General features: G+C 65.0%; 22 protein-coding genes and 1 pseudogene. 10 read left to right on the top strand and 13 right to left on the bottom strand.

Annotated features, from left to right (window positions below; genetic code table 11):
* Positions 1 to 67 precede the first annotated feature (67 nt).
* The gene (gene dnaE / locus BN3789_RS10120; RefSeq protein WP_066833892.1) at positions 68 to 3874 is read left to right on the top strand and encodes a DNA polymerase III subunit alpha; all 3807 of its coding nucleotides are present in this window, start codon (positions 68 to 70) and stop codon (positions 3872 to 3874) included.
* 126 nt (positions 3875 to 4000) lie between these two features.
* Here dnaE and BN3789_RS13375 read toward each other — a convergent pair whose 3' ends face one another.
* From BN3789_RS13375 to BN3789_RS10110, 5 genes are all read right to left on the bottom strand, one after another.
* The gene (locus BN3789_RS13375; RefSeq protein WP_267872879.1) at positions 4001 to 4126 is read right to left on the bottom strand and encodes a hypothetical protein; all 126 of its coding nucleotides are present in this window, start codon (positions 4124 to 4126) and stop codon (positions 4001 to 4003) included.
* Between the two features lie 183 nt (positions 4127 to 4309).
* Complete coding sequence (locus BN3789_RS13370) at positions 4310 to 4444, bottom strand: hypothetical protein (protein WP_267872878.1); 135 nt, start codon at positions 4442 to 4444, stop codon at positions 4310 to 4312.
* Positions 4445 to 4848: 404 nt separating this feature from the next.
* Positions 4849 to 5706: an IS3 family transposase gene (locus BN3789_RS13055; protein ID WP_229254344.1), complete on the bottom strand. Its 858-nt coding sequence runs from the start codon at positions 5704 to 5706 to the stop codon at positions 4849 to 4851.
* 50 nt (positions 5707 to 5756) lie between these two features.
* Positions 5757 to 5957, bottom strand: coding sequence for a hypothetical protein (locus tag BN3789_RS13050; protein ID WP_187119148.1), 201 nt, complete (start codon positions 5955 to 5957; stop codon positions 5757 to 5759).
* 15 nt (positions 5958 to 5972) lie between these two features.
* Complete coding sequence (locus BN3789_RS10110; protein WP_066833888.1) at positions 5973 to 6269, bottom strand: helix-turn-helix domain-containing protein; 297 nt, start codon at positions 6267 to 6269, stop codon at positions 5973 to 5975.
* A 595-nt stretch (positions 6270 to 6864) separates the two neighbouring features.
* On the opposite strand from BN3789_RS10110, the gene BN3789_RS10105 reads away from it, so the two are divergent.
* Both BN3789_RS10105 and BN3789_RS10100 read left to right on the top strand, forming a co-directional pair.
* Entirely contained in the window at positions 6865 to 8211 is a 1347-nt protein-coding gene (locus tag BN3789_RS10105; RefSeq protein ID WP_066833885.1) for an AAA family ATPase, read from the top strand.
* Positions 8189 to 8866 carry a retron system putative HNH endonuclease gene (locus tag BN3789_RS10100; protein ID WP_066833882.1) on the top strand — a complete coding sequence of 226 codons (678 nt, stop codon included), beginning with the start codon at positions 8189 to 8191 and terminating at the stop codon, positions 8864 to 8866. The genes BN3789_RS10105 and BN3789_RS10100 overlap by 23 nt, the downstream gene beginning before the upstream one ends.
* Before the next feature lie 105 nt (positions 8867 to 8971).
* Here BN3789_RS10100 and BN3789_RS13535 read toward each other — a convergent pair.
* The 8 genes and pseudogenes from BN3789_RS13535 to ilvA form a co-directional block, all read right to left on the bottom strand.
* A pseudogene (locus BN3789_RS13535) lies at positions 8972 to 9169 on the bottom strand (nucleotidyltransferase family protein); the annotation flags it as partial.
* A gap of 270 nt (positions 9170 to 9439) precedes the next feature.
* Positions 9440 to 10639: a DUF6429 family protein gene (locus tag BN3789_RS10095; RefSeq protein ID WP_066833879.1), complete on the bottom strand. Its 1200-nt coding sequence runs from the start codon at positions 10637 to 10639 to the stop codon at positions 9440 to 9442.
* A gap of 494 nt (positions 10640 to 11133) precedes the next feature.
* A complete protein-coding gene (locus tag BN3789_RS10090) occupies positions 11134 to 11901 on the bottom strand; it encodes an N-acetylmuramoyl-L-alanine amidase family protein (RefSeq protein ID WP_161939006.1) in 768 nt (255 codons plus the stop codon).
* Between the two features lie 584 nt (positions 11902 to 12485).
* On the bottom strand, positions 12486 to 13481 hold the full coding sequence (gene ilvC, locus BN3789_RS10085; RefSeq protein ID WP_066833871.1) for a ketol-acid reductoisomerase: 996 nt from the start codon (positions 13479 to 13481) through the stop codon (positions 12486 to 12488).
* A gap of 84 nt (positions 13482 to 13565) precedes the next feature.
* Complete coding sequence (gene ilvN / locus BN3789_RS10080; RefSeq protein WP_229254328.1) at positions 13566 to 14057, bottom strand: acetolactate synthase small subunit; 492 nt, start codon at positions 14055 to 14057, stop codon at positions 13566 to 13568.
* Positions 14054 to 16120, bottom strand: coding sequence for a biosynthetic-type acetolactate synthase large subunit (gene ilvB, locus BN3789_RS10075; RefSeq protein WP_324608436.1), 2067 nt, complete (start codon positions 16118 to 16120; stop codon positions 14054 to 14056). The genes ilvN and ilvB overlap by 4 nt, the downstream gene beginning before the upstream one ends.
* The gene (ilvD, locus tag BN3789_RS10070; protein ID WP_066833868.1) at positions 16117 to 17781 is read right to left on the bottom strand and encodes a dihydroxy-acid dehydratase; all 1665 of its coding nucleotides are present in this window, start codon (positions 17779 to 17781) and stop codon (positions 16117 to 16119) included. Before ilvD ends, ilvB begins: the two co-directional genes overlap by 4 nt.
* A 497-nt stretch (positions 17782 to 18278) precedes the next feature.
* Positions 18279 to 19499, bottom strand: coding sequence for a threonine ammonia-lyase (gene ilvA / locus BN3789_RS10065; RefSeq protein ID WP_066833865.1), 1221 nt, complete (start codon positions 19497 to 19499; stop codon positions 18279 to 18281).
* 256 nt (positions 19500 to 19755) lie between these two features.
* Between ilvA and BN3789_RS10060 the strand changes: the two genes are divergently transcribed.
* The 7 genes from BN3789_RS10060 (at position 19756) to ruvB (ending at position 26369) form a co-directional block, all read left to right on the top strand.
* Positions 19756 to 20568: an ABC transporter ATP-binding protein gene (locus BN3789_RS10060; RefSeq protein WP_066833862.1), complete on the top strand. Its 813-nt coding sequence runs from the start codon at positions 19756 to 19758 to the stop codon at positions 20566 to 20568.
* A gap of 197 nt (positions 20569 to 20765) precedes the next feature.
* The gene (locus tag BN3789_RS10055) at positions 20766 to 21239 is read left to right on the top strand and encodes a universal stress protein (RefSeq protein ID WP_066833858.1); all 474 of its coding nucleotides are present in this window, start codon (positions 20766 to 20768) and stop codon (positions 21237 to 21239) included.
* 192 nt (positions 21240 to 21431) lie between these two features.
* On the top strand, positions 21432 to 21791 hold the full coding sequence (locus BN3789_RS10050; protein ID WP_066833855.1) for a desulfoferrodoxin family protein: 360 nt from the start codon (positions 21432 to 21434) through the stop codon (positions 21789 to 21791).
* 161 nt (positions 21792 to 21952) lie between these two features.
* The gene (locus tag BN3789_RS10045) at positions 21953 to 23935 is read left to right on the top strand and encodes a hypothetical protein (protein ID WP_066833852.1); all 1983 of its coding nucleotides are present in this window, start codon (positions 21953 to 21955) and stop codon (positions 23933 to 23935) included.
* A 210-nt stretch (positions 23936 to 24145) separates the two neighbouring features.
* Positions 24146 to 24670, top strand: coding sequence for a crossover junction endodeoxyribonuclease RuvC (ruvC, locus tag BN3789_RS10040; RefSeq protein WP_066833849.1), 525 nt, complete (start codon positions 24146 to 24148; stop codon positions 24668 to 24670).
* Entirely contained in the window at positions 24667 to 25287 is a 621-nt protein-coding gene (ruvA, locus tag BN3789_RS10035) for a Holliday junction branch migration protein RuvA (protein ID WP_066833846.1), read from the top strand. The genes ruvC and ruvA overlap by 4 nt, the downstream gene beginning before the upstream one ends.
* Complete coding sequence (gene ruvB, locus BN3789_RS10030; protein WP_066833843.1) at positions 25287 to 26369, top strand: Holliday junction branch migration DNA helicase RuvB; 1083 nt, start codon at positions 25287 to 25289, stop codon at positions 26367 to 26369. Before ruvA ends, ruvB begins: the two co-directional genes overlap by 1 nt.
* Positions 26370 to 26450 lie beyond the last annotated feature (81 nt).

Here is a 26450-nt window from a genome sequence, read left to right as displayed (position 1 = left end):
TCGGGGCGCGTCTGCGCGCTGCGGTACAATGCTTCCAGCACATGACGAAAACAAGGAGCACATCGGTATGGCGTTTGTCCACCTGCACAATCACACCGAATACTCGATGCTCGACGGCGCGACGCGCATCTCCGACATGGTCGATCGCGCCGTGGAGCTCGGCATGCCCGCCGTGGCCATCACCGACCACGGGTACATGTACGGCGTGCCGGAGCTCGGACTTGCCTGCGACTCCGTGAACCACAGCACGCCCGAGTACAAGGTCTGGAGCCACGACAAGTCGTTTCTCTCCAAGGGCCGTCGCGACGAGCTCGAGGTGCCCGACCAGGAGAAGAACCCGCGCGGCTACGCCCAGTACATGCGCGACATGGAGGAGTGGGACCGCTCGGGCAACCTGGACGCCACCAAGCCGCCGCTCGTGATCAAACCCATCTTCGGCTGCGAGGTGTATTTCACCCCGGACGACACGCTCGCGCGCGACCATAAGCCCGAACTGTACCACATGGTGCTGTTCGCGCAGAACGAGCAGGGCTACATCAACCTCATGCAGACGGTTTCCGAGGCCGCCGTGCAGGGCTTCTACTACAAGCCGCGCGTGACGCTCGACAACCTGCGCCGCCATCGCGAGGGCCTCATCGCCAGCTCGGCGTGCATCGCCGGCATCATCCCCAAGTGCATCGACCGCGGCGAGCTCGACCGCGCCATCGAGTGGGCCACGACATTCCGTGACCTGTTCGAGCCGGGCAACTTCTACATCGAGATCCAGGAGCACGGCATCACGACCGACTCCGGTCTGACCGACGAGCAGCTCGACCGCCAGCTCATCGACATCGCCAACCAGGTCGGCGTCAAGGTCATCGCCACCAACGACTTCCACTATCTCACGCGCGACGACGCGCCGGTGCAGGACATCATGATGTGCATCGGCATGAACTCCAAGGTCGACGACCCCAACCGCATGCGCATGCAGGGCTCGGAGTTCTACATGAAGACCGAGGAGGAGATGCGCGCGCTGTTCCCGTACTGCCCGGAGGCGTGCGACAACACGGTCGAGATCGCGGACAAGTGCAACGTCGAGCTCGAGTGGGGCAAGATCATCTTGCCTCGCTACCCGCTGCTCGACGAGGGTGAGACGCACGAGAGCCAGTTCCGTCGCGAGTGCGAGGAGGGCCTCGCCAAGCGCTACGGAGACGACTGGCGCGAGCAAACCATCGGCGGCGTGAACGTGTCCGAGCGCTTCGAGTACGAATACAAGGTCATCTGCGAGAAGGGCTTCGCCGCCTACTTCCTCATCGTGGCGGAATACGTGCGCTGGGCCAAGCAAAACGGCATCGGCGTCGGCCCGGGCCGTGGCTCGGCCGCCGGCGCGCTGGTCGCCTACGCCATGGACATCACCACCTTCGACCCGCTGTCGAACGGCCTCATGTTCGAGAGGTTCCTCTCCCCGGAACGCTCCGAGATGCCCGATATCGACATGGACTTCGACGATGAGCGGCGCCTCGAGGTCATCGAGCACGTGCGACAGCTCTATGGCCCCGAGAAGGTCACCCACGTCATCACCTACTCGACCATCAAGGCCAAGCAGGCCATCAACGACGCCGCGCGCGTGCTGGACTACCCGGTCTACGTGGGCCAGCGCCTGTCGAAGATGATCTCGAGCGACCCGAGCGTCAAGCTCAAGCAGGTCCTCACGCGCGTCGAGGGCAAGGAGGACCTGTACAACCCCGATTTCGCCGAGGCCTATCAGAAAGACGACGACTCCCGGCGCATCATCGACGCCGCGCTCGCCATCGAGGGCCTCACGCGCGGCGAGGGCGTGCACGCGTGTGCCGTCCTCATCTGCCGCGACCCGGTGAACGAGCACGTGCCCACCAAGCTCGACACCAAAGGCGGCGTGGAGATCACCCAGTACGAAGGCCATACCGTCGCGGACATGGGCCTGCTCAAGATGGACTTCCTGGGCCTGCGCACGCTCACGGTCATCTCCAAGGCCAAGGCCAACATCAAGAAGAACTTCGACATCGACATCGATGTGGACAAGATCCCCTTCGACGACCCCAAGATCTTCGAGCTGATGCAGGCCGGCCACACGGCGGGCGTGTTCCAGATCGAGTCCGCCGGCATGACGGCGACCATCAAGAACATGAAGCCCACCGAGTACAAGCACGTCGTCGCATTGATCGCCCTGTACCGCCCGGGTCCGCTGGGCGCGGGCATGGTGTCCTCCTACATCAACCGCATGAACGGCAAGGAGCCCGCCGTCTCCTACGACCCGCGCCTGGACGATATCCTGGGCGAGACCTACGGCACCATGGTCTACCAGGAGCAGGTCATGAACATCTCGGTCGAGATGTGCGGTTTCTCCAAGGGCGAGTCCGACTCGCGCATCCGCAAGCCGGTGGCTAAGAAGAAGATCAAGATGCTCACCGAGCAGGTCTTCAACTGGTCGGACGGCGAGGACGAGACCATCTACGACCACTGGATGAACGGCGCCGAGAAAAACGGCTACAAGCGCGAGACGGCTCAGAAGATCTGGGACGACGTTTTGGAGTTCGCGTCCTACGCGTTCAACAAGTCGCACTCGGCGGGCTACGCCATCCTGGTCATGCAGACCGCGTGGCTGAAGGCGCACTACCCGCACGAGTACATGGCGGCCGTTCTGACCTCGTATACGGGCAAGACCGAGAAGATCGTGCACTACGTGTCCGCGTGTCGCCACGACGGCATCCCGGTCCTGCCGCCTGACGTGAACGAGTCGGGCCGCGAGTTCACGGCGACGTCCGAGGGCGTGCGCTTCGGTCTGGCCGGCATCCGCGGCGTGGGCGAGGGCGTGGCCGATGCCATCATCGCCGAGCGCGAGCGCGGAGGCGCCTTCAAGAACCTGCACGATTTCGTGGACCGCGTGGACTCGAGCCAGGCGAACCGCCGCGTCATCGAGGCGCTCATCAAGGCGGGCGCGTTCGACTCGACCGGCTATCCGCGCCGCCAGCTCATGAGCTTCGTGGACAAGAACAACCCGGAGAACATCATCGACGCGGCGACCAAGCGCCAGAAGGACCGCGCAGCCGGCCAGACGTCGCTGTTCGACGTGTTCGGCGACGTGGAGGGGTCGGGCTTCGAGGTCGTCGTGCCCGAGCCGGACGGCCAGGAGTGGGACCGCCACATGAAGCTCTCCGCCGAGCGCGACGTGCTGGGCATCTACGTGTCCGACCACCCGCTGCGTCCGTTCGAGTACGCGCTCGCCAAGTCGCGCGAGTTCTCGCTGTCGCAGATCGACACGGGCTTCGAGACCGCCAACCCGGCGGGCGAGGGCACCATCAACCAGGAGATTCCCGAGGGCAAGCCGTTCTGGTTCGCCGGCATGGTGGCCGAGGTCTCCAAGCGCGTGACCAAAAACGGCGATCCCATGGCAATCGTGCGCATGGAGGACATGGAGGGCGAGGCCACGGTCGTGGTGTTCCCCAAGACCTACAAGGAAGCCGAAGGCTGTCTCTACGGCGAGACTGATCCGGAGACGGGTGCGGTGCTCTCCGATGCGTTCATCCGCGTGCGCGGCAAGCTGGAGCGCTCCGACCGCGGCGACCAGATCATCGCGCAGGAGATCCTGCCGCTCGAGCTTTCCGAGGAGAACAACCGTCCGAAGGTGTTTGAGATCATGGTGCCGAGCGCACGCTTCTCCCAGGGCAACATGGCGCGCCTGGCGACGATCCTGTCCACGAACCCGGGCGGCGACCGCGTGGAGCTCTTTATCGAGCAAAACGACGGTCAGACCATGCGCGCTGAAATCCCCACGCGGGTGAACGCGCGCAGCATCCCGCTGCTCGCCGAGGTCAAGGGCATCGTCGGCAGCCGAGGACGCGTGACCGTGGTGTAGGGGGATGTTGTTGTCCCGAGTGGGTTCGTTGTTCTTGCGATGGCGCGGTGCGATGGGGTAGACTGTGGTTCGACGGCGGCCTACGTTGGGGAACTTAGGCAGCGCCGTTGTTACAGTTCAGAGCCGTTAGCGTTTCCGCTTGCGGCTCTTCGCCTGTTTATACGGCACGTTGCGCCTACGCGCCGGCACGGCACCGGCAATCGCCGCCGCGAGTCCGACCAGCGAGGTCAGGAGTTTCACGAGCTCAGCCATCTGAGCCCGTCTCCAATGGTTGGACGCGTCAGCGCGTTGCTGCATTTGGCCGTTAAGTCATGAGCGTGTTCAGAAGTTTTCCCCGAATGGCGGCCGCATCAGCGATGCGATGGGGTACACTGTAGCTCGACGGCAGCCTACGTTCGGGAGTTTAGGCAGCGCCGTTGTTACAGTTCAGAGCCGTTAGCGTTTCCGCTTTCGGCTCTTCGCCTGTTTATACGGCACGTTGCGCCTACGCGCGGGCACGGCACCGGCAATCGCCACCGCGAGTCCGACCAATGCGGTCAGGAGCTTCACGAGCTCAATTACCAGATCCATGGGCAGGTTCACCTCCCTTCATCAGGGAATGAGCGCTGCCTAGCACGCAGAACAGCCGTCGAGCGTGGGTCGATAATACCATGGCGCGATTTGCCACGAGCCCATATCAGCAAAGTGCAGTAATCGGGGATCTGTGTACCTCCATGCGTCTTCGCGGAACCGTGCATTTGTGTCGGAGGCGTGATGGTTGCCGCTGCAATGAGATGAGAACGTGAAGACGCGGGGCATCGCGTACGTAAAGAGGTGCGCCCCGCGGTGCCGATGACCTGCGCGGAAACGATCGCCTTCCAAGAACATTTACCCTTGTAAATGGCCTGGTATGGTGAGACGGGGACGGCGAATAACGCAGGCGATTTCGGCCAATTGGACCGTGGTGGGGGATGCGGACGATTTCCTGGACAGGCCTAGGCGGCCGGCCCGAGCCGCTCCCTTCGGCCCCTGATCGTATCGTACACCGTCCGGCCGCCCTCCCGGAAGGCCTTCAGCCGGCCCTCCCGGTACCAGCGGATGTACGAGGAGAGCTCCGCGATGAACTCCTCCGCCCTCCAGCCCGACCAGTCCCTGCCGTGGAAGAACTCGACCTTCAGCCTGCCGAAGAAGCCCTCGCAGGCGGCGTTGTCGGGCGAGTGGCCCCTCCGCGACATCGACCTCGTCACGCCCGCCGACCCGCAGGCGGCGACCCAGTCGGGGGTGCGGTAGTGCCAGCCGCGGTCGGAGTGCAGGGTGAAGCCCCCTCCCGCGGCGGCCACGGCCCCCGCGAGCATCTCCGAGACGAGCGCCTTGGAGGGGCTCGTGCCGGCCGAGAAGGACACGACGTCCCCGTCGTAGAGGTCGATGACGGGGCTGAGGTAGACCTTGCGCGCGTCGTCCGGCAGCCTGAACTCGGTGACGTCCGTGACCATGGTCTCGCCGGGCGCGGCGGCCGAGAAGTCGTGCAGGTCTCGGGAGGCGTCGACGAGCAGCAGGTTCGGGGCGCACGCGCGCCCCTCCTCGCCGGCGTAGGAGCTGTAACGCCGGCGGCGGGGCCTCGCGGCCTCGAGCCCCTCCTCGCGCATGACGCGCCTCACGCGCTTCTCGGAGGCGACGACGCCGCGGGCCCGCAGCGCGGCGTGCGCGCGCCGGTAGCCGTAGCGGCCCCCGGAGGCCCGGAACTCCTCGTCCTCGGGGGCCTTGATGCCGGCGTCGCGGTCCGCCGCGGCGCGCGAGAGGCGGTGGTAGAACGTGCTCCTGGGCAGAGAGAGCGCCGCGAGCACGCGCGGCAGCCCGAACCGGCCCCTGAGGGACTCAGCCAGCGCCGCCCGCTCCGCCGCCGTCAGGGCGGACGGGTCGGCGCCTGGGCCTTTTTTAGTATCTCGACCGTGCCGGCCAGTATCGCGTTCTCCAGCTCCAGCTCCTCGCAGCGGGCCCTGAGGGCCTCCAGCTCCGAGGGCGGCTCGGCGGGCTCCGGGGCCCGGGCCATGACCCCGTCGTCGTACCAGCAGCGCCAGCCGCCCACCTCGCGGAGCCTGCTCATGGCCAAGGGCGTGCCCTACGACTCGCCGGAGGCCCGGTCGCCGACCCCGCGGCCCGGGAGCTCTGCCCGGATTCCGGTGCGGATGTCGGCGAGGTCGGCGGCGCGCTCGCCCGCCTCGTAGCGGGCGACGAGCTCCATCTTCCTCTCGAGGGGCAAGTATACCGGAGCCTTGCGCGGGCGGGGCCCGGCGACCTTCGCGCGCCACGTGCGGACGGACCGCCGGCTGCAGCCGGCGAGCTCGGCGGCCTCGCGGACGCTGAACCCGAGCCGCAGCGCCTCGAGGGCGAGCTCCCTGGTCTCCTTGGGGTACATTCGGACTCCAATCCGGACACCCGCGGGTGTCCAACTTTTTGTCCGCATCCCCGTCGTCTCTGCGCCGCCCACAGGGCCCCCAGTGGAGGCTCGACGCGCTGATATTGCTGAAAAATCGACGTTGTATGCGGGTGAAATCCGATCCCGGGCGAAACGGCACCTGTAGGCTCATCGTTTCTGCAGGTAATGACTTCGCGGCGGGTGCGGTTGTCCGCACGTTCCGAATCAATCCGTCTACAACGTCGATTAATCAGCAATTATTCGCTGCGCAGCCTCCACTCGGCGTCTGGCTGCCTACTGGAGGTCGCGCGCCACACAGGTCCTGATGCGCCGATACGCGTCACGGGCCTTCCAGTATCAAATACATGTGGACGCCAGCCCCTTTCCGTTTTGCGTCGTTTGCCCTTCGGGCGCCCCTGCAACGGATTGTACGGGCGGCACTGCGGGAGCCGATTCGCGGTGCCGTTCGATCTTGCCGGCGGTACCTAATCGGGTTGCTACTCGTATGATCCAGAGCCAGCAACACGGTTCGCCTGTCACAAATAATGCGATACGATGTACACGTGTTTCCACTGCGGGCTACCTAGGAGATGCCATGGCGTTTGAAATTCGACTTGATAGGCTCGAGCTGACGAATTTCCATCAGTTTGAGCAGTATACTGTCGATTTTGACGAGCATCTGACCGTGCTCGTTGGCGATAACGGTGCCGGCAAGTCCTCCGTTCTCGAAGCGGCGTGCGTGGCGTTGGGAACGTTTTTCTTTCCGCTGGCCCATTCCGAGCAAAGGCTCATCGAGCGCAGCGATGCGCGCATCGCCGCCCACGAGCTCGGCGAGGCCCTTGATTTTCAAGGTCAGTATCCCGTCTCGGTATATGCCGAGGGCCTGATGGGCGAGCGGGGTTCCACGGACAAGATTTCCTGGTCTCGTAGCCTCGCTTCTTCCGATGGAAAAACGACATACTCCGAAGCGAACAACATGATACATGCCGCTAGGCACCTTCTCGAGCGCGTCCAGAATGGGGATGCCTCGCTCGTCCTGCCCCTGATAGCATATTATGGAACCGATCGCCTTTGGGCAGGTGGCAAGGGGTTTGGCGACAACCGCCGACAAGCGTTTACGCGTTTGGATGGTTACAAGGGGGCGCTGGACGCTCGCGTGAGTTCTGATCAGATGCTCACCTGGTTCTTCAAGATGACAGCTTCTGATGTTCAGCGTGCTCAGAGCTATGCGAAGGAAGGGGAAAGCCCTCTGTTTGCCGCCGTGCGCAAGGCGGTGGGGGATTGCTTCAAATCGATTGCCGGGCGCGACAGGGTACGTGTCACGTACAGCTTTGATGCCGATGATCTGGAAATCGAGTACGTTGATCCCGACGATACGGTTCACCGCATGCCCATGAACAGTCTGAGCGACGGGTATCGCACGACGCTGAGCATGGTTGCGGATATCGCCTATCGGATGGCGATATTGAATCCGCAGCTTGGATCCGATGTCTTGGACACCTCTGGCGTGGTGCTAATCGACGAGGTTGATCTACACCTTCATCCTCTTTGGCAAGCGAGGATACTTGGGGATTTGCGCCGGACATTTCCCAATATCCAGTTTATCGTGACGACGCATGCGCCAGTTGTTATTTCGTCCGTCCGCGCTAGGCATATTCGCGTGCTGGATGGGGGCGCAGAGGCCAAACAGCTCAACACCGAGATCTACGGGAGCGATACCGGGCGCGTGCTGCTGTCCGTGATGGGAGCCCCCGAGCGCCCTCGGGAAGTCCAAGATCTTCTCGATATGTTCTACGACGAGCTCGATGACGGGGATTTCGATCGATCTCGCCAGCTGCTAGGCGAGCTTGAACGGCAGATTGGCAGGGACGATACGGCCTTTGTAGGTGCACAGACCGCCCTGGCGCTCGAGGAGGCCGATGCGCATTATGTTGCCAATTGATAAGGGCCCTGTCCCAAATGAGCTTATAGACGCTATTCGGCGTATCAAGGCGACGCCGAATACGACGCTGAGCTGGGAATCGCTTGATGGGTACGAGCACAGGGCCGTTCTGCGCTGCTTGCTGAAAGAGCAAGGCGGTTTGTGCGCGTACTGTACAGGCAGGATAGATGAGGATTCGGCTCATGTAGAGCATATCGTTCCTCAAAGCGCCGGGGCCGGTAGCGATGACCGGAACTCGGTTGACTACAAGAATCTGCTGGCGGTGTGCGACGGTTTTCGAGGCAATGCTGCGGGCCTAACGTGTGACAGGGCGCGAGGTAACGCACCTCTCACGGTGAACCCTCTCAAACACGAGACCCTCAGCAGCATTCACTATGGCCGTGATGGGAAAATATCTGCGGATGATCCACGAATCGGTAGAGATGTGCAGACGACCCTCAACCTCAACCAAGAACTTCTGAAGCGAAATCGGAATGAGGCTTATCGCCAGCTTGCCCGGAAACTTCAAGCTGTAGAAAAGCGGCGGGGCGTGGGCGCTGTCACGTCCTTTTGCCGAGACTATATTGACGAGCATCTCGCCAATCCCGAAGCAAGGATACCTTTCGATGGTATCGTTATCTATTTCATGCAGAAGAGGCTTCGACGGGTCGGTTGATGACGGCTCGTCGCGTACGCGTTACGGGAACAGCGGCGCATGCGTCTTTATGTTGCAAATCTCCCAGCTCGATAATACGGGAGATCCGATATGCGTCGCTTTTCTTCACAGCTCCACCCCTTCGGCTGGCGCTTCCTGTTTAAAGGTGCCTTCGTTCAGCTCTGATATCTCAAACACATCGACGCGTTTCCCCGTTTGTTCGCGGAGGATTTCTCCCAGGGCGTATATGTTTAGTGGACGAAATGACGGGCCGCCGTCGATGATGAGCTCGATGTCCGGCTCCGGCGTTGCCTCCCCGCGAGCATATGATCCAAACTAGAGCGTCGCCTTGAGTCTGTGGTGCTTGAGCAAGGGAGTTGTGATCTCGCTCAATTCGCAGGGCGTAAGCACCTCGTCCATGATAAAACCTCCTTCTCCGTCATGTCGCCCGTTCGGACCTGCATACAGGACATGCGTTACCTCGGCATAGCGATAGAGGTCCTGGCGCTTTGCTGTAAGGATGCTCGATTCGGATAGCAGATGTCCCTAAAAACACGGCTCCCCGGTGCCGTCGCTCGGCGCCGGGGAGCATCGTTACTCGCTTCGTCCTTCCGCTAGGTTCTGAGCCCAAAGTGCACGGTCGCCTTTCCAGGACTTGATCAGCTCCTGCTGCTTCTCCACCAAATCGAACGGGTGGGCCATCTGTGATTCCGCCCATGCGAGCACGCTGTCGTGCTCGGGATGCTTTCTGTCCGACACGGCTTCGAGGAAATGCTCGAATCCGCCGGGCCCGCCCACATCCTCCGGCGGTGCATCGCCTTCGCCGTCGAGCAGGCGTGGTGCGTGCAGAGAGCTTTTCGCCATGGTCTTGACCACCTTGATCTTGTGTTCCCAGCCGTCGCCGAAATCGTAGAGGTACTGCGCGGTGCGTGTCTTGGGGAACACGTCGCCCAGCTGGATGCGGCTGGCTTCCACCACTGCGCACTCGGGTGGCGCGAACGGATCGAACATGGAGCCGGCGAACGAGGCCTCATCGATCCACAGCTTCTGGCCGCGCGCGGTGGCTCGTATGCTGAACAGATGCTCGTCGTACCAGTTGAAGATGCGCTGGATCGCGATGTGGAGATCGAGAAACGTGCAGGTCGCCGGGATCTCGATTTCTCGCCAGCACGGGTGCAAGCTTCCCAGATCGAGGTCGATGCGCAGGCGGAACGCGCGCGTATCGTTGTCGCGACGGCCTTCCGTGGGGTCGAAGGTCGGGCGGTCTGCCATGTCTGCCAGGGGGATTCCATATGGCATGGGGGCACCAGAGGCTGCTCCGGGCATGTCGTGTGCGGGGACGAAGGGGGCGAAAGCCGCAGGAGGCATGCCATCGGCGACGTCGAAGGGGGAGTGCGTTCCGGATGGCGTCGGCGTGGCGCTGCCGTCGTCAAGTCCGCCGTCCACCACGCTGAAGCCGGAAGGAGAAGGTGCGTCTTCGTGCCCCGGGTGCGGCGTGCCGTTCAGGGCTTCTGAAAGCGCCATGCCAAAGCGCGCGGCGAAGACGTCGCCGAAGAAGAAGCCGTCGTCGGTGAGCTCGAGCGACTTGTTTCTACGCTCGAACGCAACGAAGCCCTGCTCCTGCAGGGCGTCGAGCGTACCGAAATCGTATCCCTTCCACGCGCGGTAGTAAGAGAACTCGCCTTTGCCTTCTTTCCAGCAGGTCAGACGTAGAAGTGCGAGCGTCAGCGCCTCGATCACCATCTGCTCGAAGTCATCCCCGTCCATGGGCGGGTCGGTGTGCTTTGCGGTCATAGTGCCTCCTCGGTCCGGGCGCCGCCGTTGGCTAGTTTGTACCCAGAATGCGCGCTCTTGTTGAGGCTGGGCTGGGCAGCACAGCGCGGGCGGTCTGCGGGAATGTTGCATGATGCCGGCAGGTCATCCTTCGGTGCGCCAGCTTAGGACCTGCTATCGGGATTTGTGGCTAGAAATTACTATTTTGCTGTTGCGATTACCGCGCGGAAGGCGCAGAGCTCGCTTCCGGCACCGCATATCCCTCTTACAGGGCAGATTTGAGGCGGTGAGGGCCTCGATCCTCACAATTCAGATGGTCAATATAGACACAGCAGCTATAACGGACTACTTGAGCAGACCCGACTGACAGCATAATAGAACAATTTAGCCACTTTGGAAACAAGCGGGATTACAAGCTGGCGCATCGGCGCCCTGACCGTATAGAAAAGCGCGGGCCCCGATGGCAGCCATCGGGGCCCGCGCTTGCGAGGTGACGCTGAGCGTGTTGATCGGTGCTACGGCTTGCAGACCCTGCATGCCTCGTAACCCGCTGCGACGGCATCGGCTCGCGATAGGGCGCTCGTGCTGTGACCGGAGGTCGTGGGGCACGATGCGCGGTGGAACTTGCGTCCGTTCGGGGTGACATATACCGTTTCTACCACAGGCTCGCCTTGCTGCAGAGCACCGGTTGCGGGATCGAAGTAGTAGGACGTTCCGCCGATGTTCTGCCAGCCATAGACCATGCGTCCGGTGGTGGTGTCGTAGTACACGCGCTTGCCGGGCAGGTCCTTCCAACCGTAGTGCACGGCTCCCGTGAAATCGTCCAGATAGTACCAGCCGCCGTCAATCGCCTGCTCGCCGTAGAGCATTTTCCCAGTGGTTCGATCGTAGAACGACCACTTGTTCTGGCCCGGAATGTAGGCAAAGCCCTTTGCCATCTCGCCGGTCACGGGGTCGAAGTAGTACCAGCCGCCGTAGCGGAAGTCCTCGCCCTTGACCATGTGGCCGTCCGCGTCGTAGCGCACCCACTTGCCGCGGGAGCGGTCCTCGTTGGAAACCGGGATGAACACGTCCTTGTCGCGGGCCATCGTGCCGTCGGCGTCGAACCAGTACCAGGCGTCCGTCCCGGGGTCATAGACCTGCTTGTCTCGGGCCATGACGCCGTCGTCGTACCAGTAGCGCTCGCCGCCCACCTCGTCCCAGCCGTTCTGGGGCGCGGCCGTGGCGACGCTCGGTGCGATCATCATCGCTGCCGCGCACGCGATGGCAACGCCGCGAAGCAAGCGTGTCCTCAGGCCTCGGCAAAAGCCCTTTCTTTGCATATGTGCTCCTTCCTCTGAGCATGGCATGCGGGGGTGTTCGTCATTGCGCCCCACCCACATTATAGTGAGCGCCCGGTGCCCCGCTCGGGCTCACGTCATGCGCTTTTCATCGGTAACCGCGAGCGAGTGCATCAAGTGTGATGGCTTTTGGTACATCGCAAACAGCTGCGACCTCGACTGACATCCCTATACATTTCAGTTCGTGGTCAATTTACCCATCGAACCGGGACGGATGGGTTGCGGAAACAACATATAATATTGCATCTCGTCGTTCCGGCGGTGGGACATAGCTTAGAAGTCACCTGTGAAGCGAGCAGATGGGTCCCGACAACGGCCAAACCGGCCATAATCCGAGGCTCCAGCACCCCCAGCGCACGTCGCGCGCCATCAAAAACCCGGTTCGATGGCTAAATTGACCACGAACCGAAATCTATACCGCACGGCGCGGTCTCCCAGGCGCCCGAGCTTGCAAACACACGCACAAAAGCGGGCGCCCCTCCTGCTGGAAGGGGCGCCCGCATCAACGATCAGGCTGCCTCAGAGCCCTACTTCTTGATCCAGCTGAACATGGAGCGGATCTTCTCGCCGGTCTTCTCGATCTCGTGCTCGTTGATCTTCTCGCGCTGCTCGAGCAGCCACTTGTGGCCGTTGGCGCAGTCGTCCACGAACTCCTGGGCGAAGGAGCCGTCCTGGATACGCGCCAGGATCTGCTTCATGGCCGCACGGCTCTCCTCGTTGATGACCTTCGGGCCGGCGTAGTACTCGCCGTACTCCGCCGTGTTGGAGATGGAGTAGTTCATGAAGTGGATGCCGCTCTCGTACATGAGGTCGACGATCATCTTCATCTCGTGGTAGCACTCGAAGTACGCGAGCTCGGGCGGATAGCCCGCCTCGGTCAGGGTCTCGAAGCCGGCCTTGACGAGCTCGACGAGGCCGCCGCAGAGCACGGCCTGCTCGCCGAACAGGTCCTCCTCGGTCTCCTCCTTGAAGGTGGCCTTGATGATGCCGGAGCGGGCACCGCCCACGCCCCAGCAGTAGGCGAGCGCGATATCCCAGGCGTTGCCGGTTGCGTCCTGCGCCACGCAGGCCAGATCGGGCACGCCGGAGCCCTCGACGAACTGGCGGCGCACGATGTGGCCGGGGCCCTTGGGCGCGCACATGATGACGTTCACGTCCTCGGGGGCCTTGATGTAGCCGAAGTGGATGTTGAAGCCATGGGCGAAGGCCAGGGTGTCGCCGGGCTTCAAGTGTGCGGCGATGTGGTCCTCGTAGACCTTGGGCTGGGTCTCGTCGGGAACGAGCATCATAATGATGTCGGCTTCCTCGGCAGCGGTGTCCATGTCGCAGACCTTGAGGCCGGCCTCCTCGGCCTTCGCCCAGGAGCTGGAGCCCTCGCGCAGGCCGACGCGCACGTCGCAGCCCGAATCGAGCAGGTTGAGCGCATGGGCGTGGCCCTGAGAGCCGTAGCCGATGATGGCGATCTTCTTGTCCTGGATGACCTTGGGATCGCAGTCGCTCTCGTAATAGATCGTAACAGCCATGGTTGTTCTCCTTAAGGTTGGTGGCTGGTGTTACCTGGTGATGCGCCGCGCCCGTCGCAAAAGCGCCGCGGGCGCGGTCCGGGCCTATGAGTCGCGGGCGCCGCGGCTCATCGCGATCTTGCCGGTGCGGGTGAGCTGGCGGATGCCGTAGCTGCGGAAGAGATCCTCCATGGCGTCCAGCTTGCTCTGGGTGCCGGTGGCCTCGACCGTGAGCGAGTTCTTGCCCACATCGACGATGTTGGCGCGGAAGATGTTGGCGATCTCGATGATCTCGTGGCGCCGGTCGGGGGTCGCGATGACCTTGAACAGCACGAGCTCGCGCTCGATGGCGTCCTCGAACGTGAGGTCCGAGATCTTGTAGACGGAGACGAGCTTGTGCAGCTGCTTGGTGATCTGCTCGTAGCCCACCTCGTCCGCCTCGACGATGATGGTCATGCGGCTCATCGTGACGTCCTCGGTGGGCGCGACGGTGAGCGAGTCGATGTTGAAGCCGCGGCGGGAGATGAGGCCGGTGACGCGCGAGAGGACGCCCGGCTTGTTCTCAACGAGGACCGACAGGATGTACTTCACGGTCACTCGCCTCCTTTCTTGCCCGATTCGTCCGCAACGAAGCCGGCGGTGGCGCCCGCCACGCGCGTGTCGGCGTCGGTGTCGGATAACGGCAGGGGCTCGGCCACGGTGCCCGCGGTCTTGCCGGCGGGGCTCATGCCCTTCTCGGTCACGCGCACGCCTCCGAGCGTCACGTCGATGGCGCCGATGATGTCATCGATGGCGGCACCCGGGGCGACCATGGGGTAGACGGTCTGGTTGGTGGGGATGACCACGTCGAGCAGGTAGGGGCCCTCGGATGCGAGCATGCGGTCGAGCGCCGCGTCGACCTGGTCGGGATGGTTGATGCGCTCGCCCTGCCAGCCGTAGGCCTCGGCCAGCTTGACGAAATCGGGGTTCGCCGTGAACTCGGTGCACGAGTAGCGCTCGTGGTAGAACAGGCGCTGCCACTGGTGGACCATGCCCAGCGCGTTGTTGTCGATCAGCAGGACCTTGACCGCCACGCCGTTGCCGATGGCGGTGGCCATCTCCTGGATGTTCATCTGGATGCTGCCGTCGCCCGCGATGCAGACGACCTGCGCGTCCGGGCGCCCGATCTTGGCGCCGATGGCCGCGGGGAACCCGAAGCCCATGGTGCCCAGGCCGCCGCTCGAGATGAACGTGCGCGACTCCTCGCGATGGATGTGCTGGTGCGCCCACATCTGGTGCTGGCCGACCTCGGTGGTGACGACGCTGGCGTGCGGGTCGAGCTTGGCGGAGAGCTTCTCGAGCACGATCTCGGGGGCGATGCGGTCCGGGTAGTCGGCGAAGTCGGTCGTGTAGAACGGCCAGCGCTCACGCCATTCGTAGCAGGTCCGGACCCATTCGTCGGAGACCGGCTCGGCGCCCACCTTGGCGATGCGCTCGTTGATGGCGGCGACGACCACGCGCGCATCGCCCACGATGGGGACCTGCGGGTCGCGGACCTTGCCGATCTCGGCGGGGTCGATATCGATGTGGATGACCTTGGCGTGCGGCGCGAACTCGGAGAGCTTGCCGGTCACGCGGTCGGAGAAGCGCGCGCCCACGGCGATGATGAGGTTGCACTCGGTCATGGCCATGTTGGCGTACTTGGAGCCGTGCATGCCCACGGGCCCGAGGTTCAGCGGGTTGGAGCAGGGGACGGCCGCCTTGCCGATCAGCGTGGTGACCACGGGGATCTGCATGGTCTCGGCGAGCTCGACGACCTCGTCGCACGCATGGCTCGTCACGCAGCCGCCGCCGACCAGAAGCAGCGGGCGGGTGCTGTGGGCGATGAGCTCGACCGCTTGGCGCACCTGCTTGGCGTTGCCCTTGTACGTGGGTCGGTAGCTGGGGATATCGATCTTGTCCGGGTAGTGGAAGACCATCTGCTCGCCGGCGAGGTCGCTCGGGATGTCGATCAGCACGGGACCCGGGCGCCCCGTCGAGGCGATGTAGAACGCCTCGCGGAACGTGCGCGTGAGGTCGTCGTTGGACTGCAGCAGGAAGCTGTGCTTGACCACGGGCATGGTGATGCCCACGATGTCGGCCTCCTGGAAGGCGTCGGTGCCGATGACGCCGCGCGTGACCTGGCCGGAGATGACCACGAGCGGCACGGAGTCCATGTAGGCGGTGGCGATGCCCGTGACCGTGTTCGTGGCGCCCGGGCCGCTCGTCACCAGGACCACGCCCACGCGACCGGTCGCGCGCGCGTAGCCGTCCGCCTCGTGGACCGCACCCTGCTCGTGGCGGGCGAGGATGTGGCGGATCTTGGTCGAGTCGTACAGCGCGTCGTACATCTTGATGGCCTGGCCGCCGGGGTAGCCGAAAACCGTGTCGACGCCCTCGGCCTCGAGGCTCGCGATGATGGCCTGCGCGCCGGTCATGGTCTTGCCCTCGTGCTCGGTGCCGCTGCCCGGGCCGAAGGGCTCGCCGGAGATGGCGCGCGCCTTGCGGGCGAGCCTCGCCTCGCGGCTCATGTCGGTGACGTGCGCTGCGCCGCTGGCGCTCGAGCAGCGGTGCTGGCGGATGTCGTCGGGCATGTCTGGCGTTCGCGGGCTGCCCGCCAGGGGCATGGTGCTGTTCGTCATGAGAGGTACGCCCCCTTGTCTGCGCTGGTGACGAGCTTCGCGTAGCGCGAGAGCACGCCGGTGGTGTACTTGGGCGCGGGCGGCTGCCATGCGGCACGGCGCGCCTCGAGCTCGTCGTCGGACAGGCGAACGTCGAGCTTGCCCGCCTCGATGTCGATATCGATGATGTCGCCTTCCTGGATCAGCGCGATGGGGCCGCTCGCTGCGGCCTCGGGGCTCACGTGCCCGATGCACGGGCCCTTGCTCGCGCCGGAGAAGCGGCCGTCGGTGATGAGCGCCACGGACTTGTCGAGGCCCATGCCGCAGATGACGCTCGTGGGCGTGAGCATCTCGCGCATGCCCGGGCCGCCGGCGGGTCCCTCGTAGCGGATGACCACGACGTCGCCGGGGTTGATCTTGCCGCCGAGGATGGCCTCGCAGGCGGTCTCCTCGGAATCGAAGACGCGGGCGGGGCCGGAGTGCCTGTACATCTCGGGCGCGCAGGCGCTGCGCTTGACGACGCCGCAGTCGGGCGCGAGGTTGCCGCGCACGACCTTGAGGCCGCCGATGGGGGAGTAGGCGTTCTCGACGGTGCGGACGATCTCGCCGTCGGGCTCGGGGCACGCCTCGATCCAGTCCCTCATGCACCCGTGGCACGTGCAGGCCTCCTCGCGCAGCAGCCCCGCGCGGCCGAGCACGCCGATGATGGCGGGGATGCCGCCCACGGCGTTCAGGTCCTCGATGTGCAGCGGGCCTGCCGGCGCGATGCGCACGATGTTCGGGGTCTTGTCGGACACGCGGTCCCAGTCCTCCATCGTCACGGGGCAGCCCGCCGCGTGCGCGATGGCCGTGAGGTGCAGCATCGTGTTCGTGGAGCCGCCGAAGGCCATGTCTAGCACCATGCCGTTGTAGACGGAGGCCTCGTTGATGATGTCGAGGGCGCGGATGCCCTTTTCGAGAAGATCCATCACCTTCATGCCCGTGCGCTTGGCCAGGCGGATGCGCTCGGAGAAGACCGCGGGCACGGTGCCGTTGCCGGGAAGGGCCAGGCCCAGCGCCTCGGCGAGGCAGCAGATGGAGTTCGCGGTGAACATGCCCGAGCAGCTGCCGCAGGTGGGGCAGGCGGTGTTCTCGAGCCATGCGCACTCCTCGGGCGTCATGGTGCCGGCGGTGACCTGGCCCACGGCGTCGAACAGGGTGTTCAGGTCGGTCTGGTTGCCGCACTTGTCGCGCCCGGCGAGCATGGGGCCGCCGGAGACGAGCATGGTGGGGATGTTCAGGCGGCACGCGGCGATAAGCATGCCGGGGACGATCTTGTCGCAGCTGGGGATGAGGACCATGGCGTCGAACTGGTGGCCCTGGATGGCGCATTCGACCGAGTCGGCGATGACCTCGCGGCTCGTGAGGGAGTAGCGCATGCCCTCATGGTTCATGGCGATGCCGTCGCACACGCCGATGGTGTTGACCTGCAGCGGCGTTCCGCCTGCGAGCCGTACGCCCGCCTTGACGGCGTCGGCGATCTGCTGCAGGTGGATATGGCCGGGGATCACTTCGTTTTGGGCGGACACGACCGCGACGAGCGGTCGCTCGAGCTCCTCGTCGGTCAACCCGTCGGCTTTCAGAAGGCTTCTGTGGGGCGCTCGCGCCAGCCCCTTCTTGATGGCATCGCTTCTCAGTTGCATCCGTCCCCCTCGCTATCGCAGTGTTGGATACCAGGATGTGCGAAGACGGAGGTGCTACCCTGCAAGGATGCCTGTCACGGTGGCTTCCGGCGCGGCGTACTTGCGTCTCATGCGGATGCGGGGATCGCCCGTCCGCCGATACGCGTTCGGCTTGGCTGCTCGAGGGTATGTTCCCGACCGCACGCCGCGGGTTCTCACGCTGCCCGCTCGCTGTGGTGCGTCCGTCCGGTACTCGCCCTGTCGTCGCATTTCCTAAGTTGCTCTACTATGCTACAGTGCGACCTGCGCAAGCAAGCGATTTTTTGTAAACATCTCGTTACTCGGCCAAAGACCCCGCACAGCCGGTAAACGGCCTCATGCAAATCGGGGACGTACCTGCCGCGTGCATTCATGCACGCGGCAGGTACGTCCCCGATTTGCATGAGGTGGGGAGGGGCGGCGGGCCGGAAGCGTCCGGCCCGCCGCCCCTATGAGATCCGTGTTGCCAGCTGCCTGCGCTAAAGCATCGTCTGGCTGGCGTGCGGCTCGAAGCCGGCGGCGCGCAGCGCGTCGATGATCTGCTGCTTGTGCTCCGTGCCGTAGGCCTCGATGGTCACGCGCAGCTCCACCGCTGCGTTGCGGTTCGTGCTCACGAACTGGTTGTGCTCGAGCTTGATGACGTTGCCGTTCTGTTCGGCGATGGCGTTCGCCACGCGCACGAGCATGCCGGGGCGGTCGGGCAGAAGCACGCTCACCGTGAAGATGCGGTCGCGCTGGATGAGGCCGTGCTGGACGACGGAGGACATGGTGATGACGTCCATGTTGCCGCCGGACAGGATCGACACGACGCGCTTGTTCGTCGCCGGGAGGTGCTTCAGCGCGGCGACGGTGAGCAGGCCGGAGTTCTCCACGATCATCTTGTGGTTCTCGACCATGTCGAGGAACGCGACGATGAGTTCCTCGTCGGGCACCGTGATGACCTCGTCGAGGTTCTGCTCCAGATAGGGGAAGACCTCGTCGCCGACCTCGAGCACGGCGGTGCCGTCGGCGATGGTGTTCGCGCTGGGGAGCTTGACCGGACGGGAGGCCTCGAGCGCCGCGGTGAGGCTCGCGGCCCCCTCGGGCTCGACGCCGATCACGCGGATCTTGGGGTTGTAGAGCTTGGCGAACGTCGAGACGCCGCAGGCGAGGCCGCCGCCGCCCACGGGGACCAGGATGGTGTCGACGAGCGGCAGCTCCTGGACGATCTCCATGGCGATGGTGCCCTGGCCGGTGGCGACGACCGGGTCGTTGAAGGGGTGGATGAACGTGTAGCCGTGCTCCTCGGCGAGCTTGAGGGCGTGGTCGCACGCCTCGTCGTAGACGTCGCCGTGCAGCACGACCTCGGCGCCGTACTGCTTGGTGCGCTCGACCTTGATGAGCGGGGTCGTCGTCGGCATGACGACCACCGATTTGGCGCCCGCGCGGGTGGCCGCGTAGGCGACGCCCTGCGCATGGTTGCCGGCGCTCGCGGTGATGAGGCCGCGGTCGAGCTCCTCGGGCGTGAGCGTCGAGATCTTGTAGTAGGCGCCGCGGACCTTGTAGGCGCCCGTGCGCTGCATGTTCTCGGGTTTGAAGAACACGCGGTTGCCGGTCGCCTGGCTGAAGTACGGGCTCTCGACGAGCTCGGTCTTCTGGGTGACCTCCTTGACCTTGGCGGAGGCCTCCTCGAATGCGTCCAGCGTGAGCATATCGGTCATAGCGTGCGCCCCTCTTCTTAATTCCCATGGATGTGCTTTTGCGTTGTAAAGTATCACGTTCTCGGAGGCGGCGCAACGCGGGCCCGGCGCATGGGGAACCTTTGGGGACAGTCCCTTTTTGTTCACGACGGCGCATGGGCGCCGTCGTGAACAAAAAGGGACTGTCCCCAAAAGCTCAAATCTCGTTTCGGCCCTTTTCGCGTGGGGGCGCTTGGCGTAGCATAGCCAAAACATCCGTGCGGAAATGAGGTCGACTATGGAGACGAAAGCTTGCGAGCGGGCGGACGCCCCCTTGTTCCAGCTGCGCGATGCGCAGGTCGTGCGCGGGGGACGCACCATCTTGTCGGTCGACCGCTTCGATTTGGCCGAGGGCGAGCACGTGGCGCTGCTGGGCCCCAACGGCGCCGGCAAGTCGACGTTTATCCAGCTGCTCACGCGCGAGGTGTTTCCGCTCCATCGGGATGAGCCGCCCATGCGCTTCCGGGGCCAGGCACGCCCGCTGCTCTCCGACATCAAGCAGGCGCTCGGCATCGTGTCCGCCACGATGCACGACCAGGTGCGCGTGCACCTGCCGGTCGTCGACATCGTGTGCGGCGGCCAGTTCGGCACGCTCGGTCTCCCGCGCCACGTGGACGTGGACGATGCGGTCCGCGCCAAGGCGCTCGAGGCGCTCGATCGGCTGGGCATCGTCGACCTCTCCGAGCGCGACGTGATGACGCTGTCGACGGGCCAGGTGCGCCGCGTGCTGGTCGCCCGCGAGCTCATGAGCGACCCGAGCATCCTGATTTTCGACGAGCCCTGCACGGGCCTCGACCCCGAGGGCATGTACCACGTGCGCAACACCATGCGCCTGCTCGCCGAGGAGGGCCGCTCGGTGGTGCTCGTCACGCACTATCCCGAGGACATCATCCCCGCCATCGACCGCGTGCTGCTGATCAAGGACGCCCAGGTGTTCGCCGACGGCCCCAAGCGCGAGCTTCTGAACAGCCGGACCATGAGCGACCTGTTCGGCGTCCCGCTGGAGGTCGAGCAGCACGAGGGCTGGTACGCCCTGCGCGGCCGCTACTAGCGCGCATGGCGGCCCCGTGCAAATTCGGGGACGTACCCGCTGCGTGCAAAAATGCACGCAGCGGGTACGTCCCCGAATTTGCACGGGGCCGCTTGGGGACCGATTTGCGCCGTTGCCGGTGCGGGCGCCGGCCGCATCCGCGGGGCGGGTATAAACGCGGGTGAGGTCCGTGTTCGTTCGCGAGGGAAGGAGCGCCTATGTTCTTCAAGAACGTGTTGGTTCCCTATGACGAGTCCGATCATGCGAGAAGCGCGCTGCATATCGCCTTCGGGATGGTGGGCGACGACCCGGATGCCACGGTCCACGTGATCTCGGTCGTGTCGTTCAACGCCGTGTCGATGCCCATGCTCGCCGGCGGCGCCTTCGACGACTCGTCCATCATGGCCAGCTCGGTGGACTACGACAGCATGATGGGCGCCATCGTCCATCGCGTGCGCGCCGACATCCAAAACGTCGTGGACGACGCCCTCGACAACGCGCAGTGCAAGATCGTGACCAACGCGAAGGTCGCGAATTCCCCGGTCGAGGGAATCGCCGAGTACGTGTCCGACCACGGCATCGACCTGGTCGTCATGGGCAGGCGCGGCCTGGGCGCCCTGCGCGGCATGCTCGGCAGCGTGAGCTTCGGCGTGCTGCGCTCGGTCGACGTTCCGGTGCTGACGGTCAAGTAGGCGCCGAGAGCCACCGACCGGTTCAATCCGCGTCGCCGCGCTGCGCGGCGCGAGCGCAACGACCAGGGGCTTCTTGAGTTCGCCTTCGCAAATCCGTCCTCACTTGTGGGCAAACCGCGTTCGGTGTATGCCCGTCGTTCGCGTGGGCATAATAAGCCCGAGTGAACGAACGACGAAACGAAGGGAGCCGACATGGCTACGTTCTATAAGGATGAGAACGGCAATTTCCTGGCGAACATCAAGGGCGAGGCGGTGCCCGAGGGCTTCACCGCGCTCGAGCCCAACACGGTGGACGCCGCCACCGAGAAGCACGTCCCCTCTGTCGACCTGCAGCGCGACGGGCACATCATCCATGTGCAGATCGGCGAGGTCGAGCACCCCATGGTCGAGGAGCACTACATCGAGTGGGTGGCGCTCGAGGCCGATGACCGTCTCGAGGTCCACTATCTCAAGCCCGGCCAGACGCCGGTCACGTTCTTTGCCGGCGGCATGAAGTCCGGTACCATCTATGCGTACTGCAACCTGCATGGTCTGTGGAGCGCGAAGTTCTAAGCATGTAGCATCCCGTCGCCGCCTGCGGCGGGGGATCGCCGCGTGCCGTGCAAAGAAGGGTCGTCCCGTGCGGGCGGCCCTTCGCTTATTGTTGCGCGCTCGCCTACGGGCGGGCGCCGAGCGGCTATCATGGATGCAGTGATGTGATGAGGGGATATCCGATGAAGCTTGCGTTGGCGCAGATCGATATGCGCCTTGGAGACATAGAGGGCACGTGCGCGCGGATCGCCGACCAGGCGGAGCTCGCCGCGCGCGCCGGTGCGAACCTGCTGTGCGCGCCGGTCCCGCTGTTCGGCGGCATGCAGCCGACGACGCTCGTTGACTATCCCAACTACGAGAACGACCTGGTGGGCGGTCTTGCCGATGTGGCCCGGAGGGTGGAGCACCTCGGCGTCGACTGTCTGGTTCCCGCGGTGGTCGCCATCGAGCAGACCCCCTTCGTGGAGGCGTTTCTGCTGCGCGAGGGCCGCGTGCTGCCGCTGCGCACCATGTTCTCCCTGCGCACGGGAAGGTTCGATGTCGGCGTGTGGGAGCCGGCGGTCTTCGACGTCGCGGGTTCGCGCGTGGCCGCCGTCTTCGACCTGGAGCGCGACATGCCGCAGCTGCCGCGCGGATGCGACGTGGCGATCTATTTCCAGATGAGCGGCTTCAACGCCTACAACGAGGAGACCTGCGCGGTGGCGGGCGTGGCCGACGGGCACTTCACCGAGGTCGCGTCCCAAAACGGCGTGTGGCTCGCCTGCATGGCGCCGGTCGGCGCGTTCGACGAGACGGTCTACACGGGCGGGTCGTTCGTGATGGACGATTCGGGTCGCGTCGTCGCCTACTCGCCGTGCTTCGAGGAGGACCTGCTGATCCAGGAGGTCAGCCGTGGCGTGATCGTGCCGGCGCTCGATGCGCACGAGCTGCCGCGCTTCTTCCGCGAGGAGTGGATCTGGGAGGCGCTTCGCCTGCATGTGCGCGACACGGTGCAGGCGAGCGGCCGTGCGCGCGCGGCGCTGGCGCTCGAGGGCGATCTTCCGTCGAGCCTGCTCGCCGTGCTCGCCGTCGACGCGCTCGGCCCGCGCAACGTGGTCGGCGTGGCGTTCGAGCGCTCCGATGTGTTCACCCCGCAGCAGGAGGCGCAGGAGCGCGAGCGCATGGAGTGCGTCAGGCAGCTCGCCGCCAATCTGAACATCCGGCTGGTCGAGCGCTCCCAGGGCGATATCTCGCGCTGGATGGACCGCGACGTCCCTGCACGCGACGCGGGGCGCCTGCGGATCGGCATCGACGCGCTGTACCTGGCGGACGTGGCGCATGAGATGGACGCCTGCATGCTGTCGTCGCTCACCAAGACCGACGCGGCGCTCGCGCCTGCCGCCGCGCTGAGCTCCGGCGCGTCCCTTGCCGCGGACGCCCCGTTCGGCGACGTCTACCTGACATCGCTCGAGTTCCTCGCCCGCTACCGCATGCGGGTCTCGTCGGTGCTGCCGCCTTCGGTCGTCACGCTCGAGGCGGTTGCCGAGCGCATGGGGCTGATCCTTGCGCACGCGATCATGTCGTGCCGCGAGGACCCCGTCTACACGGAGCGCATGGCGCAGCTTCTGGCGACGCTCGAACCCACGCAGATTGACGGCGCGCTCGAGGCGCATGTTGACCGCAACCGGGTGCTGGAGGAGCTTCCGCTGTACAAGACCTCGCCGGAAGGGGCCGCCATCCTGCTCATGCTGACGAGGCGGGCGGAGATGGCGCGCCGCGCGCTGCCCATGATCCCGGCGGTGTCCCCGCGCTCGTTTGGCGAGCGCATCTGGCCCGCCATGCTCGGCTGGTCCGATCTGGGCCGTCATGGGGAGGAACCGCGCACGGTGGTCGACGTCGCCCGCGAGGGCGTCAAGCACGTCGAGTCGCTCGGCGAGGCGCACAGCGAGCGGGTGCGCGGCGAGATCCTCGGCCTTCTGGGAAACCTGCTCGGCCTGTCTCCCGAGCAGCAGGAGGAGCTCATGAGCGAAGAGGGCCAGCAGCGCATGCGCGAAAATATGGAGCGCTTCGAGAGCAGCCTGCGGTCCATGCTGAACTCCGCTTCCGACGGGCAGGTGCCCGATGCGGACGCCCAGCAGGCGTTCGGCAGCCATATCAGGCAGTACCCCTTCTTCTCCCAGAACTGATGCCGCCCCGCGAGGTGCGCCTCCCATGCAAAAGTGCAAGAAACAGGTACGTCCCCCGCATGCATTTTTGCAAGAGGGGGACGTACCTGTTTCTTGCATGCGGAGGGCATGCGGAGGGCGGGCGCGAGATGGAAAAATGTGTCCATGCGGGACCGGCTCTCATGGTATAGTAGAACAGATGTTCGAACATACACGCGTGAGGAGGTGCGCATGGTCATCTTGGGTATCGATCCCGGTCTCGCCAACACCGGCTGGGGCGTGGTCGAGGAGCGCCGCGGCGAGGTGCGCTGCCGCGCATACGGCTGCATCCAGACGTCTTCGGGCAGCGACCTGGCCGTGCGCCTTCGCCATATCGCCGACGACCTGACGGCGGTGGTGGAGCGCTACCGTCCCCAGGAGGCGGCGGTCGAGGGCGTGTACTTCGGCGCGAACGTCCGCTCGGCCATCCCGACGGCGCATGCGCGCGGCGCGGCGCTCGTCGCGATCTCGCTGTGCGGCGTCGAGGTGGGCGAGTACACGCCCATGCAGATCAAGCAGGCGGTCGTGGGCACCGGCGCTGCCGACAAGGGCCAGGTCATGTACATGGTGCGCAATCTTCTCCACCTCGACCACGACCCGCGCCCGGACCATGCCGCCGATGCCCTCGCCTGCGCCATCTGCCATGCCAACCAACGTCGAACCGCTGCCCTGAGCGGCTGGTCGTATGTCGAGAAGAGGGGAAACGGCTACTCATGATCACCCAGATTCGCGGAACGCTCATCGAGGCGACGCCGAGCGCGGCGGTCGTCGACGTCGGCGGCGTCGGGTTCGAGCTCGGGGTATCCGGGACGACGGCGGCGTCCCTGCCCGCGCCGGGCGAGGAGTGCCGCCTGTTCACGCGCCTGCAGGTGCGCGAGGACGCCATGACGCTGTTCGGCTTCGCCACTAAGGAGGAGCGTACGATGTTCGAGCGGCTCGTGTCCGTCTCGAAGGTCGGTCCGCGCCTCGCGCTCGCGGTCCTGTCGAAGTTCACCGTGTCCCAGCTCTACAGCGTGGTGATGGCGGAGGACGACCAGGGCATGGCGACGGTGCCCGGCGTGGGCAAGAAGACCGCCCAGCGTCTCATCCTCGAGCTCAAGAGCGTCTTCGCCAAGGACCACGGCCTGCTGGCGGCCGATATCCCCGCAGCCGGCCAGCTGCCGCTCGCACCCGCACCCGCGCCCTCCGCGATCGATGACGCGCGCGCCGCGCTGCTGTCCATGGGATTCAGCCCGCAGGAGGTCGACCTCGCGCTTTCCGGATATGATGGGGACGGCATGCGCGTCGAGGATCTTCTGACCGCGGCGCTGAAGCGTCTCGGAATGGATGCATGATGTGGGAAGCAGATGATTCGGTAGACCTGTGGGCCGATGCGGCGCCCCCGCATCCCTCTTCGGCCGCGGGAGGGCACGAGAACGGCCGCTTCGTCACCGGGAACCTCACCACCGAGGACTTGGACGTCGAGCGCTCGCTGCGCCCGCAGCGCCTGGACGACTATTGCGGCCAGGACCATATCAAGCAGAGCCTGCGCATCCTCATCGAGGCGGCCAAGTCGCGTGGCGAATGCCTCGACCACGTGATCTTCTCGGGTCCTCCGGGCCTCGGCAAGACGACGCTCGCCGCGGTCGTCGCGAACGAGATGGGCGCGCAGATCAAGACGACGTCGGGCCCCGCCATCGCCCGCACGGGGGACCTGGCGGCCATCCTCACGAACCTGCAGCCCGGCGACGTGCTGTTCATCGACGAGATCCACCGCCTGAACCGCCAGGTGGAGGAGATCCTCTATCCCGCGATGGAGGACTTCGCCCTCGACATCGTGATCGGCAAGGGCCCCGCGGCCCGATCGATCCGCCTGGACATCCCGCACTTCACGCTCGTGGGCGCGACGACGCGCTCTGGCATGCTCACCGGCCCCTTGCGCGACCGCTTCGGCATCTCGTTCCGCCTCGACTACTACTCCATCGCCGACCTCGCCGATATCGTGGTGCGCTCGGCGACCATTCTGGGCGTGGAGATCGACCACGAGTCCGCCTGCGAGATCGCGTCCCGCTCGCGCGGGACGCCGCGCCTGGCGAACCGCCTGCTCAAGCGCGTGCGCGATTACGCACAGGTGCGCGGCGGGGGGCATATCGACTATCCCATCACGCGCGAGGCGCTCTCGTTCTTCGAGATCGACGAGCTCGGTCTCGACTGGATGGACATCCGCATCCTGGAGACGCTCGTCAAGACGTTTCGCGGCCGCCCGGTCGGCCTCACCACGCTGGCGAGCGCGGTGGGCGAGGACCCCAACACGATGGAGGACGTGTACGAGCCCTATTTGCTGCAGCGCGGTTTGATCGTGAGGACGCCGCAGGGACGCGTGGCCACAGCCGTCGCGTTCGATCACTTGGGTATCGAGCCCCCTGCAGATGCGTAGGTTACTTTCGGTTTATACATTTGGCCGGTTACGGAGGAGTTCTTCGTAACCGGCCGTGTTCGTTGTATGCTAGTCGTCTGT

Origin of the sequence: Collinsella ihumii (genome assembly GCF_900046475.1) — a bacterium.
Taxonomy (GTDB): Bacteria; Actinomycetota; Coriobacteriia; order Coriobacteriales; family Coriobacteriaceae; genus Collinsella; species Collinsella ihumii.
Note: the sequence above shows the minus strand (reverse complement) of the source record. Positions and strands in the feature narration are given on the sequence as shown.